Below are 16,447 nucleotides of genomic sequence, written 5' to 3' on the forward strand. Positions count from 1 at the left end.
ATTTCATGAAGCACTGAGATAAAAAGATATAGCTAAGAAAATCATTTTAATTTTCAGCTTTTATTGCACACACCTCAATACATAAAGGTAAGGATTGATCATGGGTAAGAATGTTGTAGTTTTGGGTAGCCAATGGGGCGACGAAGGTAAGGGTAAAATCGTTGATTTACTTACCGAAAAAGCCTCAGCAGTAGCCCGCTTCCAAGGCGGTCATAATGCTGGTCACACGTTGGTTGTCGATGGCAAAACCACTGTCTTGCATTTGATTCCATCAGGTATCTTGCGTGAAGGCGTTACTTGCTTTATCGGTAATGGCGTGGTGTTAGCACCTGACGCATTACTAAAAGAGATGAAAGAGTTAGAAGACAACAACGTACCAGTACGTGAGCGTCTACGTATCTCTCCTAACTGCCCACTTATCATGCCTTACCATGTGGCACTTGACCAAGCGCGTGAAGCCAAGCGTGGCAGCGGCAAAATCGGTACAACAGGTCGCGGCATTGGTCCTGCCTACGAAGACAAAGTCGCTCGCCGTGCGATCAAGCTTGCTGACTTGTTCCGTGAAGATCTAGAAGAAAAACTACGTAACTTAATCGAATATCACAACTTCCAACTGACTGAGTATTATAAAGTTGAAGCGATTGATTTTGATGAAACGTACAAGCTTTGCCAAGAGTGGAAAGAAGAGATTAAAGGCATGGTTACTGATGTAACTGAAGACCTAAATCAATTGCGTTTGGCTGGCAAAAACCTCATGTTTGAAGGTGCTCAAGGTACACTACTTGACATCGACCATGGTACTTATCCGTTTGTGACCAGCTCAAGCGTAACTGCTGGTGGCGTATCAACGGGTACCGGTATCGGTCCATTGTATTTAGACTACGTACTTGGTATCACTAAAGCATACACCACGCGCGTTGGTAGTGGTCCATTCCCAACTGAATTGTTCGATGATGTTGGTGCTCACTTAGCCAAAGTCGGCCATGAGTTTGGTGCAACGACTGGTCGTGCGCGCCGCTGTGGTTGGTTCGATGCTGAAGCATTACGCCGTGCAGTGGTACTCAACTCTATGTCAGGTATCTGCTTAACTAAGCTTGACGTACTAGATGGTCTTGAAGAGTTGCTAATCGGTGTGGGTTACAACCTACCTGAGACTGAGTGTGCAGGCGCACATGATGCTGAATTCTATGAGTCAGTAACGCCTAAGTACGAAACGATGCAAGGCTGGAGCGAGTCTACCGTTGGTATTACTAATTATGATGACTTACCAGAGAATGCGAAAAAATATATCAAACGTATCGAAGATTTGATTGGCTGTCCTGTTGACATCATCTCAACTGGTCCTGATCGTGAAGAGACTATCGTATTGCGTGATCCGTACGACGCTTAATTTGTACTACAAACTTGATTAAATAGTTTTGAGTATTAATAAAAAACCCCGATGCTGAGCGTTGGGGTTTTTGCTTTTGTTAGAACTTATAGCATTATCAACGACTAATGCACAATAAATTTACTTTTATGCAAGGTATGGTCATAAATTAACCCTATCATTTATGGTCTTAATCATTATAATAGGCAGCAATCCGATGTTGGCGCTTATGGTTATACACTGATATACCATGAGTTGTGTAAAACAGTCCAAGTCAACATTGTGGCTAAAGCTAAAACAACGCATTAATTTTTCATATTTTATTGAATTTATCATTTATTAGGAGCTTCTCATGGCTAACGAACGTACTTTATCTATCATCAAACCTGACGCAGTTGCTGGCAACCACATCGGCGCTATCTATAGCCGTTTCGAACAAGCTGGTCTAAAAATTGTTGCAGCCAAAATGCTACAACTTGATGATGAAAAAGCAGGCGGTTTTTATGCTGAGCACGCTGAGCGTCCATTTTACAACGACCTAAAATCTTTCATGATGTCAGGTCCAGTATTGGTATCAGTACTAGAAGGCGAAAACGCTATCGCTCAGCATCGTGAAATCATGGGTGCAACTAACCCAAAAGAAGCTGCTGAAGGCACTATCCGTGCTGACTTCGCTAGCAGCATCGACGAAAACGCAGTACATGGTTCAGATTCAGCTGAATCAGCAGCACGTGAAATCAGCTACTTCTTCAGCGATGATGAAGTTTGTGCACGTACACGCTAATATAGTAAATCAGCGATAAGCTTTTACGGCATTCGATTTGTTTGAGGTAACTGTTATAATAAGACGGCTACGATTTAGACTGATCTTACCTGTATGAGTTTTATACTTGATTGACTATAGACAAATTATTTACAACATTGATTGTTTATAATTGGTTTGCGAGACGGCTTATATCTTATGGGTATAGGCCGTTTTAGCTATTATAATAATCCTATAGTCCAAGAATTACTAAACTGCTAGGGTGTTACCCTCCTTAGATGTACTACTTGTACAATATGCAGTCGGCTGCCTTGTATCTGCTTTAGAGTTCTGTGATTATATTATTCATTGAAATTCTTAGTAACTTGCCTCATTATTAATTTTACTTAGCGTTATCAATCCCTTATCAGCATGTTTTCATTAATTCGAAAAACTGCGCTCATAGCGGATTGCTCATGCACTCACGTATGTATGGCAAAACCCATATAAATAATTGCACCGCTTATCTAAGCTCCTGCAAAAAGGTTACCTATTATGTCAACTGTTCAAGCACCTACTCAGCACGTACCTGCTAAGATTACTGATAGCATTAAGCTAGTAGATGAGGCACATGCCAAAACCAATTTATTGGGTATGACGCAAGCGCAACTGGCTGATTACTTCAAGAGTATTGGCGAAAAGCCATTTCGATCTACTCAGGTGATTAAGTGGATTTATCAGCATGGCGTGACCGATTTTGAGCAAATGACCAATTTGAGTAAGTCATTACGAGATAAATTATCGCTTAATGCTTGTGTGGTACCGCCCAAAGTGATTCATCGTCAATATAGTGATGATGGTACGCGTAAGTGGGTATTTGAAGTCACTGGTGGCTCGTTAGTTGAGACAGTGCTTATCCCTGCAGATGATAGCAAGTTAAATGGCCGTAAGACATTATGCGTGTCTTCGCAAGTAGGCTGTGCACTAGATTGTAGCTTCTGTAGTACGGGCAAACAAGGGTTTGAGCGTGACTTGAGCGCGGCTGAAATTATCGGTCAGTTATGGGTCGCTAATGCGTCATATATGACAGATGAAAATGAAAGTTTAGAAAACGTCGATCATAGTCTATGGGAAAATAACGTCACCAACGTGGTGATGATGGGCATGGGTGAGCCGCTATTGAACTATAAACCTGTAGTAGGTTCAATGGAGTTGATGCTAAGCGATCATGCTTATGGATTGTCAAAGCGTCGCGTCACGTTATCGACTTCTGGTGTCGTCCCGAAAATGTATCAGCTAGCGCAAGACATTGATGTGGCATTGGCTATTTCACTGCATGCGCCAAATGATGAGCTGCGTAATGAGTTGGTACCAATTAACAAAAAATATCCATTAGAAGAGCTGATTGCAGCGGCAAAAAACTATGTTTATGATGTCAATCCACGTCATAAGAAGCACGTTACAATCGAGTATGTGATGCTTGATGGCGTCAATGACAGTAATGAGCATGCCCATCAGTTGGTTGCGCTATTAGAAGGGTTACCAAGTAAGATTAACCTTATTCCGTTCAACCCATTCCCACATGCACCGTATGATAAATCAAGCAATAACCGTATTCATGCGTTTAGTAATATATTGAGCGAAGCAGGTTTTGTTTGTACGATTCGTCAAACACGTGGTGATGACATCGATGCCGCTTGTGGTCAGTTGGTTGGACAAGTTGCCGATCGTACCAGACGCTCAGCCGCGTGGCAACAGAGCATTAAAGATCGTGAAAGCGTTTAGTAGTCTTTGAGAAGATAAACGTTATATTCGACTGGTATAGCGCTTTAGCTGTCTTTTGTCTGTCGGAATGGTAAGAAAATGTAGCAATGACTGTCAAGATTGCAGAACGTGGCAATTAATAACAACTAAATTGTACTTATAGGGGTTAAATCTATTAAACTGAGGCCTCGAAGATCGAACGCATTGAATCCCAGTTTTATGATGGCGGCTATGATGACTTCTAAAAATTCTTGTCAGTTTAAATATCAAAAATCATTTTCTAAACTTTATCAGCAATTGAGTATCAGTGCTGCGCAAACAGCTTTGCCAAAGCGTGCAGTGCTGTCGGCAGTGTTTGGCGTCCTTATATTAAGTGGCTGTCAGACCACACCGACTAATGATTTGCTAGGCAACTCTCCTTATCAAACATCTACGCGTGCTAGCAGCGATCGAAATTTAGATCAGCAGGAAATCGCCCGTGTGCGTACCTCACTTGCCGCGCAATACATCCGAAAAAATGAGCTTGATACTGCGCAGCAGCAGCTCGAAAAAGCCTTTGCTGCCGATAGCCGTTATGCGCCAGCCTATGATATGATGGGCGTTTTGTTGCAGCAAGAAGGCAGCCGTATCAATCTAGCCAAAGCTGATGAGTACTTCAAAAAAGCAATCGCGCTAGATAAAGATTTTGTACAAGCGCACAATAATTATGGCGTGTATCTGTCACAGACAAAGCGTTACCGTGAAGCAGCAGAACAGTTTGAGATTGCAGGGGCGTCGCTAGGCTATGAAGGCCGTATTGGCGCGCTAGAAAACCTAGGTCGTACTTATCTACAGTTAGGCGATAATAGTGCCGCTTCAAAAGCATTTTTACGGGCACTCGATGGCAATCGTAATAGTATTATTGCTCATATCGAATTGGTAGATTTATTGCTCGACCAACAGCGTGTACCGCAGGCACAGAGACTGTATGATGAGACGCTGATATTGGTGCAGGGGCAGGGTATTAGCCCGCGCTTGCTCTTACAAGGTATCAAGCTTGCAGCAGCACAAAATAATATAACAACGCGCCAGCAATTGGCACAGCAGCTTTTATCCGCTTATCCGCTAAGTGATGAAGCAAAACAACTTAAGACTTGGCTTAACAATCCAGAGGCACCATGGAAATGATCACCCCATCATCTAACACTCAATCTAACGCTCAGGGATCATTTGGTGCCGTGTTGCAGCAAGCCCGTAAAAATAAGCAAGTAACTTTAGAAGCAGCGGCGGCTGAGCTGTTCATTCTAAAGCGTCATCTAGAAGCGCTAGAAAGCGAAAACTTCGCTGAGCTACCACAGGCTGCGTTTGCTCGTGGTTTTGCGATTAACTATGCTAAATATTTGGGCTTAGATTCAGCAAAAATCGCTAGTAGCTTCGATGCCGCTTATCCCAATGAGCTAAAGGCCAAATCAGCCAGCAATATCGATACGCCACTGCGCCCAATGGGGACTTTGCAGCGTGATACTCATAACCGCATCCGCTTTAACCCGCTATTGATCATAGGCGTTATCGGATTGATTATCTTGGCGGTGTTCCTATTCCGTATGGTGAGTAACGCTAGCAAAGAAAACACCCAAGAGCCTGTATCAGCTGTTGAAGACATGTCAGCGATAGAGCAAGCCCAAGGTGCCGCCATCAATAGTGACGCGAGTGGCGTTGGTGCTTCTGGCTCTGCATTGAATCTAGGTGATGCTGCAGCAACGGCTAACCTAAACCTTGTATTGACAAGCGACGCTGTGGTTAGTATCACGGATGCTTCTGGAAACAGTCTGATAAATGGTTCTCAGTCTGCAGGTAACTATGACTTGTCAGGTATGCCACCGTTTAATGTGCAAATTGATAATATCGATAATGTTAGCTTGATGCTCAATCAACAACCAGTTGCGTTAGATACGTATGCAACAGATAAGCAAGCTACTTTTGAATTGACACCATAGTCAGTTGCATAAGCACCAAATTTGAATAAAGCACTCATATGTTTGGATGAAGCAGCCATGTGTTTGAATAAAGCGAATATGTGTTTGTCGATTTAGCTGGTTTATATTATATGTACAAAGGCCTAGGGCTTTTCTATTTTTGATTCAAGGATTTATGTATGTCAATGCCATCGCCTATTAATCGTCGTCTGACCAAAAAAATCTATGTCGGTGATGTCGCGGTTGGTGGTGATGCACCAATTAGCGTACAGAGCATGACCAACACTGACACCTGTGATGTAGCAGCGACTGTTGCCCAAATCGAGCGTTGTGTCGAAGCAGGTGCTGATTTGATGCGCGTATCAACGCCAACAATGGATACGGTCAAAGCTTTTGGCGAAATTCGTAAACTGGTAAGCGTGCCTTTGATCGCTGATGTGCATTTTGATCATAAAATCGCTTTGGCAGTCGCTGAAGCGGGCGCTGACTGTTTACGTATCAATCCTGGTAACATTGGTAGCGATGCCAAAGTACGTGAAGTGGTCGCTTGTGCCAAATATCATAACATCCCGATTCGTATTGGCGTCAACGCTGGCTCTTTAGAAAAAGACATCCAGCGTAAGTATACTGAGCCAACTGGCGAGGCAATGCTAGAGTCGGCAATGCGCCATATTGATATTTTAGAGCGTCTTAATTTTGACCAGTACAAAGTATCTGTCAAAGCCAGTAACGTGTTTTTGACATTGGATGCTTATCGTTTAATATCAGCGCAAATTGATAATCCATTACATTTGGGCGTGACGGAAGCGGGTGTCTACCGTACGGGCGCTGTCAAATCTGCCATTGCGCTAGGTGGATTATTGCTAGATGGTATTGGTGATACTATTCGTATCTCGTTAGCCGCCGAGCCTGAAGAAGAGATTAAGATCGGTTTTGATATCTTAAAATCGCTTAATATTCGTTCGAACGGTGTAAATTTTATCGCCTGTCCAAGCTGCTCGCGTCAAGAGTTTGATGTAATTAAAGTAATGACAGCGTTAGAGTCTCGCTTAGAAGATATTCGTGAACCGATGAACCTATCTGTGATTGGGTGCAAGGTGAATGGTCCAGGAGAAGCAAAAGAGGCCGATATCGGTATCGTTGGTGCTGCCCCTAGATCACTGGTCTATCGTATGGGTGAAAAAAGCCACCTTATCGATACAGGCAATCTGGTTGATGAGATCGAAGGTATGGTTCGCGCCCATGCAGAAGACTTGGCGAAAAAACGTGAAAATGAAATCATTCGCGTAAAGTAAGTCATAGAATAGATTGATACGCTAGGCTATACCGTCACAGTATCAATCACATATAGCGCTTATTTGAATATATAGAAAACAATAATAGAATACTTGTTAAACATTTAAGGATACGACCGTACCATGATCAAAGCTATCAAAGGTTTTAATGATATTTTGCCTGACCAATCAGCAAAGTGGTTGCATTTAGAAGCGATATTGGCTGATGTACTTGGTAGGTACGGTTACGAGCATATTCGCTTGCCTATCGTTGAACAAACGGATCTGTTTGCCCGTGCTATTGGCGGCGCGACTGACATCGTCGAAAAAGAAATGTACAGCTTTACGGATAAATCTGAGCCACCAACGCCATTGGCGTTACGTCCTGAAGGAACGGCTGGAGCAGTACGCGCAGTTATCGAGCATAACTTGCTACGTGGTGACACGCCCAAGCTTTGGTACATCGGCCCAATGTTCCGCTACGAGCGTCCGCAAAAAGGCCGCTATCGCCAGTTTCATCAGTTAGGTGTCGAGAGCTTCGGTAGCGCACTACCGGATGCTGATGCTGAGCTGATTGCGATGACTCATTTGATGTGGCAAGAGCTAGGTCTCAACAATGAGATGCGTTTGCAACTAAACAGTTTGGGTGAGCTAGATGAGCGCTATGCTTATCGCGAAGCATTGGTTGCCTATTTGACTGATAAAAAAGATCAGCTAGACGAAGACAGCAAACGTCGCCTAACGACTAACCCTTTACGTATCTTGGATAGTAAAGAGGCGAGCACGCAAGCAGTATTGGCAAATGCGCCAAAGCTTGCTGACTTCTTGGGTGAAGAGAGTGTGGCGCATTTTGAGCAGGTCAAAGCCTATCTGACTGCGCTTAATATCGATTTTGAAATCAATCCGCACTTAGTACGTGGCCTTGATTATTATAATAAAACGGTATTTGAGTGGGTAACAGATAAGCTTGGAAGCCAAGCTACCGTTTGTGCTGGTGGTCGTTATGACGGGCTAGTAGGGCAATTAAAATCAATCGGTACAGATGGCAGTAAACCAGTAAAATCTGAGCCTGGTGTTGGTTTTGCAATGGGGCTTGAGCGTTTATTGCTACTCATAGAAGCGGTTGCGCCGATTGCTGACATACCTGCTTGTGATGTATTCGTGGTGGCCCATCCTGAGGTATATAGTGCTGGTATAAGCTATGCACAGAACTTGCGTCACAGTCGTCCAGATGTACGAGTAAAGATGGCCAGTGCCACGAGTCTAAAAGCGCAAATGAAAAAGGCGGACAAGTCAGGCGCGGCATTGACAGTCATCATCGCACAGCAAGAGTTGGATGATAATACGATTAGTATTAAAGATATGCAGACAGGTGAGCAAAAGACGGTCGCACAAGATTGGCTATCAAATAAAGATAACTTCTCTCGTCGCTAATCGACTTTGACTAATCAGATTTGTTTGTCGCACCAGCAATTTAATGTAAATTTTATCAGGTAAATATATATGGCTCTGACACCTAATTCGCCGAATGCAGATAACTCCATGCAAGCGTTAAAGCAATATGGTAGTTATATCGTCACTGCGATTTTGTTAGCACTGGCCGCCTATTTTGGTTGGACGTACTGGCAAAACAACCATGCGCGAGTAGATACCGTCGCCGCCGATCAATATGCTGATATTCAGCAGCTAAACGAAGAGGTCAAACTGGCCTCGCAAAACCCAGATTTAGAAGCAGAAGCTCAAGAAGCACTTACCCAAAGTCGTAGCCAACTAGACAAAGATATTGATACTTTGGTCAGCACGCACGGTGAGTCGGTTTATGCATGGCAAGCGCTAATGATAAAGGCACGTCAACAAGTAGACAGTGATGACTTTGCAGCAGCGACTGAGACATTCAAAAAAGCATTGGCCATCGATTTAGGTGATGCTGGTCTAGAGGCGATTACTCGTTTACGCTATGCAAAAACGCTGTTGGCCGCAGGTGATACAGATGCTGCACTGTCAGAAGCAAACAATGACATGCCAAGCTCGTTTGAAGCAAGTCAGCAGGAGCTACTAGGGGATATTTACTTAGCGCAAGACAATAAAGATTCAGCGATTAAATCTTATAGCAATGCGTGGGAGCTATTACGTAGCCGTCAAGAAACGCGTGCAGTATTGGCATTAAAGATGGAAAGCTTAGGTATCACGGCTGAGCCGATTGCTGAGCAAACCAGTCTTATTCAAGAGCCATCTGCTCCTGAGCCATCGCTAGTGATGGATACCTCGAATGAAGTCGCTGTCGAAGCAGGGCAGTAAGTCAGTAGGATAGTATTGAGAGTTGGTAATCAGCCAAAGCTCTTTTTTAATATAACCTAATGATTACTAATTTGCCGTTGGCCAATTTACCAATTAATAATAATTTATCTGTAGTGAGAACATACAATGACTCAATCTATTCGCTCTAGCAAAATGTTAAACACCAAGACTATCAAAAAGACAGTCATGCATGTGGCCGTACTGGCAGTAATGAGCACGGCAGTGATTGGATGTAATCGCGGTATTAAGCCTGTGGTTAATGATCCGGTAAAATTGGTACAAATCGCTCAGCCGATTAGCGTACTACAGCCTGTTTTTAGTACCGATGTTGGCAACAAAAAGGCCAGCAAAAAAGATCCGCTAGATTTGCAAGTTGGCTATGCCAATGGTCAAACCGTTACTGCATCACGCGGTGGTGAGCTGTCAGGGTTTAATAGTGCAGGCGAGCGCGTATGGTCAATCAATGTTGACGACCAAATCACCGGCGGTGTTGCAGTAGATGCATTGAGCCAGACAGCTATTGTTAGTACTCGTGGTGGCAAGGTCATGGCGTTTGATAGCACGACTGGTGCAAAGCGTTGGCAGCAGCAGTTGTCAGGTTCGGTTTTGACGCCAGCACTGATTACCAATAATCGTGTGGTATTGTCAGCGAATGATGGTTTCTTACATGGTCTATCGCTGCAAACTGGACAATCAGTATGGCAGTTCGCAACTCAAGTACCTGCTATCAGCGTTCGCGGTAGCGCTGCGCCAACTTTATTAGACAATGAGACGGCACTTTTGGCGACAGCTGATGGTCGTTTGCACGCAATTACTGTCGATAATGGTCTTCCGCTATGGTCAAGACGTGTTGGTGTAGGCGCTGGTAGTAGTGAAGTTGAGCGCATGAGCGATGTCGATGGTAAACCTATCGTAGATAAAAATCAGTTGTTTGCGATCAGCTATAGTGGTCAGCTATTAGGTATTGATTTGGCCTCGCGTCAGGTGATGTTCGTCAATGAAATTGCGAGTCTCAAATCACTGGCGGTAAATACTCAGCAAGTCATCGCTACCAGTCTAGATGGCAAAGTAGTTGCTTATGATCGCAACAGTGGCGAGACACTCTGGGAAAGTGATGAATTGGCTTATCGTGATCTCACCAATCCTGTGATGATTGGCAACTATATTGCCATTGGTGATTTCGATGGCGTAGTGCATTTGTTTAACCCTGCTACGGGTAGCATCGTTAGTCGTGTAGAGACAAAAGGGGCGTTGACCAACTTGCAAGTCCAAGGTAGCCGTTTAATGACTCAAAGTACGTCAGGACAAGTTGCTATTTGGCAATTAGTGCGCTAATAGCTATACGGATAGCTGCTTATCGGTGATTAACGAAGTGTAATATTTTACTATAGCCCTTAAGCCTATTCTTGATTATCATTTATAAAACACAAACGCTGCTTAGTCAGCGTTTAGTGCTTTGTGTAAATTGCTTGTTTAAACACAGGCTTTCGCGTACTCTATGCGACCGATGTGCTATCCATATATACTACTTATTTATGTATAATAGGTATAATGAAGCCATCCTATATACTATTTTTAATCGTAAAATAGCCATCTATTATTTTTGCTATTGTTCTATCATTCATTTTAATTCACGGTCAATTGCAGCATATCTATTACTATTTTTATGTCACTGGTTATAAGAATAACTGTACTGCCCGTCATTGTGCCTTTCACTGAGAGTAACCCATGAGTATCAAGCCTGTGGTCGCCTTAATTGGTCGTCCAAACGTCGGTAAATCCACCTTATTTAATCAGTTCACAAAAAGTCGGCAGGCATTAGTCGCTGACCTTTCAGGATTGACTCGTGACCGTCAGTACGGTGATGCAACTTATGAAGATAAATCTTTTATCGTTGTAGATACGGGTGGTATCGGTGAAGCTGATGACGGTAGCGGTAATATTGATGACTATATGTCTGAGCAGTCTCATACAGCAATTCATGAAGCAGACATCATCGTATTCGTCGTTGACGCTCGTGCCGGTATGATTGGCGCTGATGCTGAAATTGGCAAGTTTTTGCATACATTAGGCAAGCCTGTCTATGTTGTTGCCAATAAAGTCGACGGTGTACATGATGCAGCGCCTGCTGAGTTTTATGCACTAGGCTTGGGTGAGCCGTATCCGATGGCAGCCAGTCATGGTCGCGGTGTGGGTAACTTGCTTGAAGTGCTAACAGCTGATATGCCTGAGCAAGAAAACATAGTAGAGCCAAGAGGCTTGAAGCTTGCCATTATCGGCCGTCCAAACGTTGGTAAATCGACGCTCGTAAACCGCCTGCTTGGCGAAGACCGAGTAGTAGTATTTGATATGCCAGGCACGACGCGTGATAGTATTTATATTCCTTATCAGCGTGAAGGTCGAGACTATGTCTTAATCGACACCGCTGGTGTACGTCGCCGTGGTAAAATCGATGAAAAAGTAGAAAAATTCTCTGTCATCAAGACCTTGCAAGCGATTGAAGACTCTAATGTAACTGTGATTGTCATTGATGCTCACGAAGGTATCGTGGATCAAGATTTGCATATGATTGGTTATGCACTTGACGCTGGACGAGCGTTAGTCGTTGCGATCAACAAATGGGATGGTCTAACGCAAGATCAAAGAGACTATATCAAGCTTGAAATGGATCGCCGTTTTAGCTTTATTCCTTATGTAAAAATACATTTGATTTCAGCACTGCATGGCACAGGTGTCGGTAATTTATATCCGTCTATCTTACGTGCGTACAAATCTTCGATGTTTGAAGTATCGACCAACCGTTTGACCCAGATTTTGCAAGATGCGGTGACGGCAAATCCACCACCAACCGTTGCTGGTCGTCGTATCAAGTTGCGTTATGCGCATATTGGTGGCCACAATCCACCCGTTATTGTTATTCATGGTAACCAAACCAGTGCGCTTCCTAAGAGCTATCAGCGTTATCTAGAGAATCAATTCCGTCAAGTGTTTAAGCTAGAAGGCACACCGCTTAACGTTATCTTGAAGCAAAACGATAACCCATATGCGAATAAGAGCGACACACCGACTAAGGCAAAAGCCCAGCAATTGCGTCAACGTGAGCGTAATAGATCACAGAAATTTACTACCAAAGATAAAAAGCCTCGTTAATCCTCGTATTTTAGGCTTTATATCTTTAGCTTTATGATTAATGTCATCGCGTTCGATAGCGCGATGACATTTTTCTATTAATACGCTATAGTTTGAGCTCATAAATAGCTATCTTAATGCGTCAAAAAATACTCAAATGTTTTACTTATCACATCTTTAAAATACCTGTACTATAAATGAAAGCTGCCCGCGACTCAGTAGAGTGATATGAACAACCGTTCGTCTCAAACCATTCCCGTACTTATCTGGCGTTCTGTCATACAAGCTGTCGTATTGGCAGTGTTGGCAGGTTTTTTATTGCCTTTTATTTATGGCTTAGTGCATCACTATCAAGAAAAAGAACAGCATATTCAACAACTGGCATCGCTACTAACGATTAGTGCATCGACCGCAGATGGCGCTGATGTTGTGGCTGAACAAGTTAATATCTTGTTAGAAAATGAGCCGACTATTCAAAGTATTGTTTTCTATTCCACCTCTGAGCCAATTGAAGATATAGACCAGTCGCTTGCTGATTGGAAAAATGCGTTATTTGCGCATACGGTCAGTTTCAACTATCCAGTGATTAGTAAAGACCTTGATGCCAGTAGTATCGCGTCCAATAAGTCCGATTCCAATCAACAGTTAGCACTGACTTTATCAAACATTATGAGCGAATCGTCAGCGCCAGATGAGGCGACTGATACAGTTACCGAAAATAGCACATTGATTGGTTATATCAATATTACGATGGACGTAGAGTTGCTACGGTTACATTGGTTCCAAAATATCCTGTGGTTATGGCTAACAACAGTGGTACTGATTGTTATGTTTGCCTTATACATTTTTAGGAAGCTTAATTGGCCAGTCAAAGATATCGAAGCATTGACCGATGTTTGTGACATTGTCATAGACAACGCAAATCTAGAGCAACTGCCAGTCATTCCGCAGCAATTTAATTTCCAAGAACTGACCCAAATCAAAAAAGCATTAATTGTGCTATTTAATCGTTTACAAGAAGCACGGCAAGGTTATGAAACCCTTGCGGCCTTTGAACAGCAATTGCACAATAAAGATGTGTCACTTGATGTACAGTTGCATAATTTTCAAAGCATGATTTCTCATGAGTTAAAAACGTCATTGAATGCAATTGTAGGTGGTTTACAACTATTGGATCATGAGGCGCTCAACAGAGAGCAAAAAGACGCGGTAGAGATTATCAGTAGTGGTAGTGATAAATTGGTATTGTCGTTAGATCATATTATACAGTTGAACCAAATCCAAAAGGGCCAGATAAGAATTCATAAAAATGAGTTTAACCCATTACAGCTAATCGCCGATTTGCTTGCCAAGTTTGAAAATACGGCTACTCAAAAAGGGCTAGAGCTGATTAGTAATATTCATCATATAGACTATAGCCTATACGGTGATTCAGAAAAAATACATCAGATACTATCGATACTACTCAATAACGCAATTAAGTTCACGCCTGTCGGAAAAATCACGATTACGTCGCAACTGACACATTTTAATAAAAGTAATCGTTGGCAGATTAGCGTGAAAGATACGGGTATTGGTATCGATAATGAGCACCTAGACGATATATTTAATCCGTTCTTTCAGGTAGATTCTTCGCAAACTCGCCAGTACGAAGGCTCAGGGGTTGGCTTACCGATTGTTAGACAAATGGCGCAGCTTATGGGTGCTACTATAGATGTAGATAGTGTACTTGGCGTAGGTACACAGTTTACGCTGACCATAGCGATGCCCAATCAACAGCAATCAAAACAGCAGCGCTTATTGTCTGGCCTAACGATTATTTATTATTACTATCATGAGACAGGCTCCTTGTTAGAGGAACTGGAATACCTAGGTGCTACGATTATTTGTCGCCAAGGTAACCAACTCGTCATAGAGGAGATGCGTAAGCAGAAAATTGACATGGTGATGTTTGGTGAAGATGTTTTCCCAGAAAAAGCTGCGATGCTAGCCAAACGTATCCGTCAGTATGAAAGCGATGAGGGTAGTAAGAGCGAGCATCGTGCGTTATTGGTATATTGGTATCCGCAGCATCGGGCGCGCTATGTAGGCAGTTTTGAGTATGGTTTAAAAGCAGCTGGCATTGACTATTGTCATATTGCTACTTATAAGGACAAAGCGTTAAGCGACCTATTAAAACAATGGTTGGTTTAGACGTAGTACTGTCTTACTAAATCCGTGTTCCTAGTTAGGTTTATTTTATTAGGTAGCATTTTTCGACTTTTCAGTATCAAAGCATTTCTAAATTACAGTAGGTATAAAAAAAGACGCCCATTTTAAGGCGTCTTTTTTTAAACAGTTTTTAGCTAGAATTGCTTTCTAAAATTTTCTATTAGAGAAGATTCTTTACCCAGCGTACGATATGTTCCCACGTACGGCTCATGAAGCCTGACTGTTCGATATCATTGGTTGCGATAATTGGAACTGAGGCTACCGCTTTACCATCGATGACAGCCATCATTTTACCAACTTCCTGACCTTTCTTGATCGGTGCTTCTAAACTCTCAGGAATATCGACCACTGTGGTGATTTTGTTTTTCTGTGTTTTGCTGGTTAGAATTTGCAAGTTGTCGCCAGTTGCCAGTTCTACCTCGTCAGCTTCTCCAAACCATACTGGAAGCTTACTAACGAACTGTCCAGCAGGCGCCTTGGTAACCGTTGTAAAGTGACCGAAACCCCAGTTAAGTAGTTCGCGTGACTGATCAGCGCGAGCTTGTTGGCTCTTGGTACCCATAATGACAGAGATTAGGCGCATGCCTTCACGGTTGCTTGATGCAACCAAGCAGTAGCCTGCTGCATCAGTGTGGCCCGTTTTTAGGCCATCAACGGTTGGGTCAGTAATCAGCAGAGCATTACGGTTACCTTGGGTAATACCGTTATAAGTAAACTCTTTTTCTGCGTAGATACTATAGTAGTCGCCGCTGTTTTTGATAATAGCGCGAGCAAGTTTAGACAAATCCAAAGCAGATGCTAAATGACCTTCATCAGGCATACCCGTGGCATTGACAAAGTTAGAGTTCTCCATGCCAATCTTTTGTGCTTGTTCGTTCATCAATATTGCAAACGAGGCTTCACTGCCAGCAATATGTTCAGCCATGGCTTTTGACGCATCATTACCTGATTGAATGATAATACCACGTAGCATATCGATGACGCTGGCGGTTTTGTTCACAGGCACATACATACAAGATTGGCTGCTACTACCACGGCACCACGCGTTTGGACTCATCAATACCTGTTCATCTTCTTTCAGGTCACCTGATGCTAAGCGTTGCTCAATGATATAACTGGTCATCATCTTAGTCAGAGATGCTGGCGGCAGCGCCTCATTGGCGTTTTTTTGAGCCAAAATTTCGCCAGTGTTATAGTCCATCAACACATAGGCAGTATTGTCCATTTCAGGTGGTTGAATGGCTGCGTTTGCCACTACTGCACTCATCGAGATACTTACACCAACTACCAGCTGCACCAGCTGATTTTTTACACGCTTTACTGTCATATATCATTACACCGCATCATGGAACCAAATGTATCTATCGCTTATGTTTGTACCTATTTCCATACATTATTTTAAGCAGCATGTCTTAAATGCAGTGTTTAAAATAATGTATCGACGGAAATAGTAACGCCTACACAATAGACATAAAATTAACGCCTTATCTTAGCAAAATGACTACCGATGGGGAATCAATAAATGCAAAAATAAGGCAAGTTTGAAAAGAAAAATGAAGGCCTATCATATATTTGTTCTGACTATCATCTGACCAGTCTCTGTAATAAAAATTTAACGCTCACAAAAAAGCCTGCTGCACTGCTTGTGAATAACAAGTAAAGTGACAGCAAGCTTTGATGCTACAGATACCTAAACAATCAGTTG

Annotated in this window: 12 protein-coding genes; 11 read left to right on the plus strand and 1 reads right to left on the minus strand. The window is 42.8% G+C overall.

Annotation, left to right across the window (positions count from 1 at the left end; genetic code table 11):
• Window positions 1-100 precede the first annotated feature (100 nt).
• From ACQKCP_RS00375 to ACQKCP_RS00425, 11 genes are all read left to right on the plus strand, one after another.
• Window positions 101-1,390: an adenylosuccinate synthase gene (locus tag ACQKCP_RS00375; protein ID WP_075106326.1), complete on the plus strand. Its 1,290-nt coding sequence runs from the start codon at window positions 101-103 to the stop codon at window positions 1,388-1,390.
• A 331-nt stretch (window positions 1,391-1,721) separates the two neighbouring features.
• Entirely contained in the window at window positions 1,722-2,153 is a 432-nt protein-coding gene (gene ndk / locus ACQKCP_RS00380; RefSeq protein WP_057759031.1) for a nucleoside-diphosphate kinase, read from the plus strand.
• A gap of 513 nt (window positions 2,154-2,666) precedes the next feature.
• A complete protein-coding gene (gene rlmN / locus ACQKCP_RS00385; protein ID WP_057759033.1) occupies window positions 2,667-3,896 on the plus strand; it encodes a 23S rRNA (adenine(2503)-C(2))-methyltransferase RlmN in 1,230 nt (409 codons plus the stop codon).
• Window positions 3,897-4,109: 213 nt separating this feature from the next.
• Window positions 4,110-5,042, plus strand: a complete 933-nt coding sequence (pilW, locus tag ACQKCP_RS00390; protein WP_427610868.1) for a type IV pilus biogenesis/stability protein PilW — start codon at window positions 4,110-4,112, stop codon at window positions 5,040-5,042.
• On the plus strand, window positions 5,039-5,851 hold the full coding sequence (locus tag ACQKCP_RS00395; RefSeq protein ID WP_371546970.1) for a helix-turn-helix domain-containing protein: 813 nt from the start codon (window positions 5,039-5,041) through the stop codon (window positions 5,849-5,851). Before pilW ends, ACQKCP_RS00395 begins: the two co-directional genes overlap by 4 nt.
• Window positions 5,852-6,009: 158 nt before the next feature.
• Window positions 6,010-7,125 carry a flavodoxin-dependent (E)-4-hydroxy-3-methylbut-2-enyl-diphosphate synthase gene (gene ispG, locus ACQKCP_RS00400; protein WP_057759039.1) on the plus strand — a complete coding sequence of 372 codons (1,116 nt, stop codon included), beginning with the start codon at window positions 6,010-6,012 and terminating at the stop codon, window positions 7,123-7,125.
• A 123-nt stretch (window positions 7,126-7,248) separates the two neighbouring features.
• Window positions 7,249-8,538 (plus strand): histidine--tRNA ligase, encoded by a 1,290-nt coding sequence (gene hisS / locus ACQKCP_RS00405; RefSeq protein ID WP_427610869.1) that lies wholly within the window; start codon window positions 7,249-7,251, stop codon window positions 8,536-8,538.
• A gap of 69 nt (window positions 8,539-8,607) precedes the next feature.
• Window positions 8,608-9,402 (plus strand): YfgM family protein, encoded by a 795-nt coding sequence (locus tag ACQKCP_RS00410; protein WP_427610870.1) that lies wholly within the window; start codon window positions 8,608-8,610, stop codon window positions 9,400-9,402.
• 126 nt (window positions 9,403-9,528) lie between these two features.
• Window positions 9,529-10,737 carry an outer membrane protein assembly factor BamB gene (gene bamB / locus ACQKCP_RS00415; protein WP_427610871.1) on the plus strand — a complete coding sequence of 403 codons (1,209 nt, stop codon included), beginning with the start codon at window positions 9,529-9,531 and terminating at the stop codon, window positions 10,735-10,737.
• 393 nt (window positions 10,738-11,130) lie between these two features.
• The gene (gene der, locus ACQKCP_RS00420) at window positions 11,131-12,552 is read left to right on the plus strand and encodes a ribosome biogenesis GTPase Der (protein WP_057759046.1); all 1,422 of its coding nucleotides are present in this window, start codon (window positions 11,131-11,133) and stop codon (window positions 12,550-12,552) included.
• A 207-nt stretch (window positions 12,553-12,759) separates the two neighbouring features.
• Window positions 12,760-14,724 (plus strand): sensor histidine kinase, encoded by a 1,965-nt coding sequence (locus ACQKCP_RS00425; RefSeq protein WP_427610872.1) that lies wholly within the window; start codon window positions 12,760-12,762, stop codon window positions 14,722-14,724.
• A 178-nt stretch (window positions 14,725-14,902) separates the two neighbouring features.
• On the opposite strand, the gene ACQKCP_RS00430 is transcribed toward ACQKCP_RS00425, so the two are convergent.
• A complete protein-coding gene (locus tag ACQKCP_RS00430; RefSeq protein WP_201579371.1) occupies window positions 14,903-16,069 on the minus strand; it encodes a D-alanyl-D-alanine carboxypeptidase family protein in 1,167 nt (388 codons plus the stop codon).
• Between the last annotated feature and the right edge of the window lie 378 nt (window positions 16,070-16,447).

Origin of the sequence: Psychrobacter sp. NPDC078631 (genome assembly GCF_050268165.1) — a bacterium.
GTDB lineage: Bacteria > Pseudomonadota > Gammaproteobacteria > Pseudomonadales > Moraxellaceae > Psychrobacter.

Excerpts from the sequence above, each read along its gene's own strand:
- ACQKCP_RS00375 (WP_075106326.1), top strand. The coding sequence starts at position 101 with ATGGGTAAGAATGTTGTAGTTTTGGGTAGCCAATGGGGCGACGAAGGT.
- ndk (WP_057759031.1), top strand. The coding sequence starts at position 1,722 with ATGGCTAACGAACGTACTTTATCTATCATCAAACCTGACGCAGTTGCT.
- rlmN (WP_057759033.1), top strand. The coding sequence starts at position 2,667 with ATGTCAACTGTTCAAGCACCTACTCAGCACGTACCTGCTAAGATTACT.
- pilW (WP_427610868.1), top strand. The coding sequence starts at position 4,110 with ATGACTTCTAAAAATTCTTGTCAGTTTAAATATCAAAAATCATTTTCT.
- ACQKCP_RS00395 (WP_371546970.1), top strand. The coding sequence starts at position 5,039 with ATGATCACCCCATCATCTAACACTCAATCTAACGCTCAGGGATCATTT.
- ispG (WP_057759039.1), top strand. The coding sequence starts at position 6,010 with ATGTCAATGCCATCGCCTATTAATCGTCGTCTGACCAAAAAAATCTAT.
- hisS (WP_427610869.1), top strand. The coding sequence starts at position 7,249 with ATGATCAAAGCTATCAAAGGTTTTAATGATATTTTGCCTGACCAATCA.
- ACQKCP_RS00410 (WP_427610870.1), top strand. The coding sequence starts at position 8,608 with ATGGCTCTGACACCTAATTCGCCGAATGCAGATAACTCCATGCAAGCG.
- bamB (WP_427610871.1), top strand. The coding sequence starts at position 9,529 with ATGACTCAATCTATTCGCTCTAGCAAAATGTTAAACACCAAGACTATC.
- der (WP_057759046.1), top strand. The coding sequence starts at position 11,131 with ATGAGTATCAAGCCTGTGGTCGCCTTAATTGGTCGTCCAAACGTCGGT.
- ACQKCP_RS00425 (WP_427610872.1), top strand. The coding sequence starts at position 12,760 with ATGAACAACCGTTCGTCTCAAACCATTCCCGTACTTATCTGGCGTTCT.
- ACQKCP_RS00430 (WP_201579371.1), bottom strand. The coding sequence starts at position 16,069 with ATGACAGTAAAGCGTGTAAAAAATCAGCTGGTGCAGCTGGTAGTTGGT.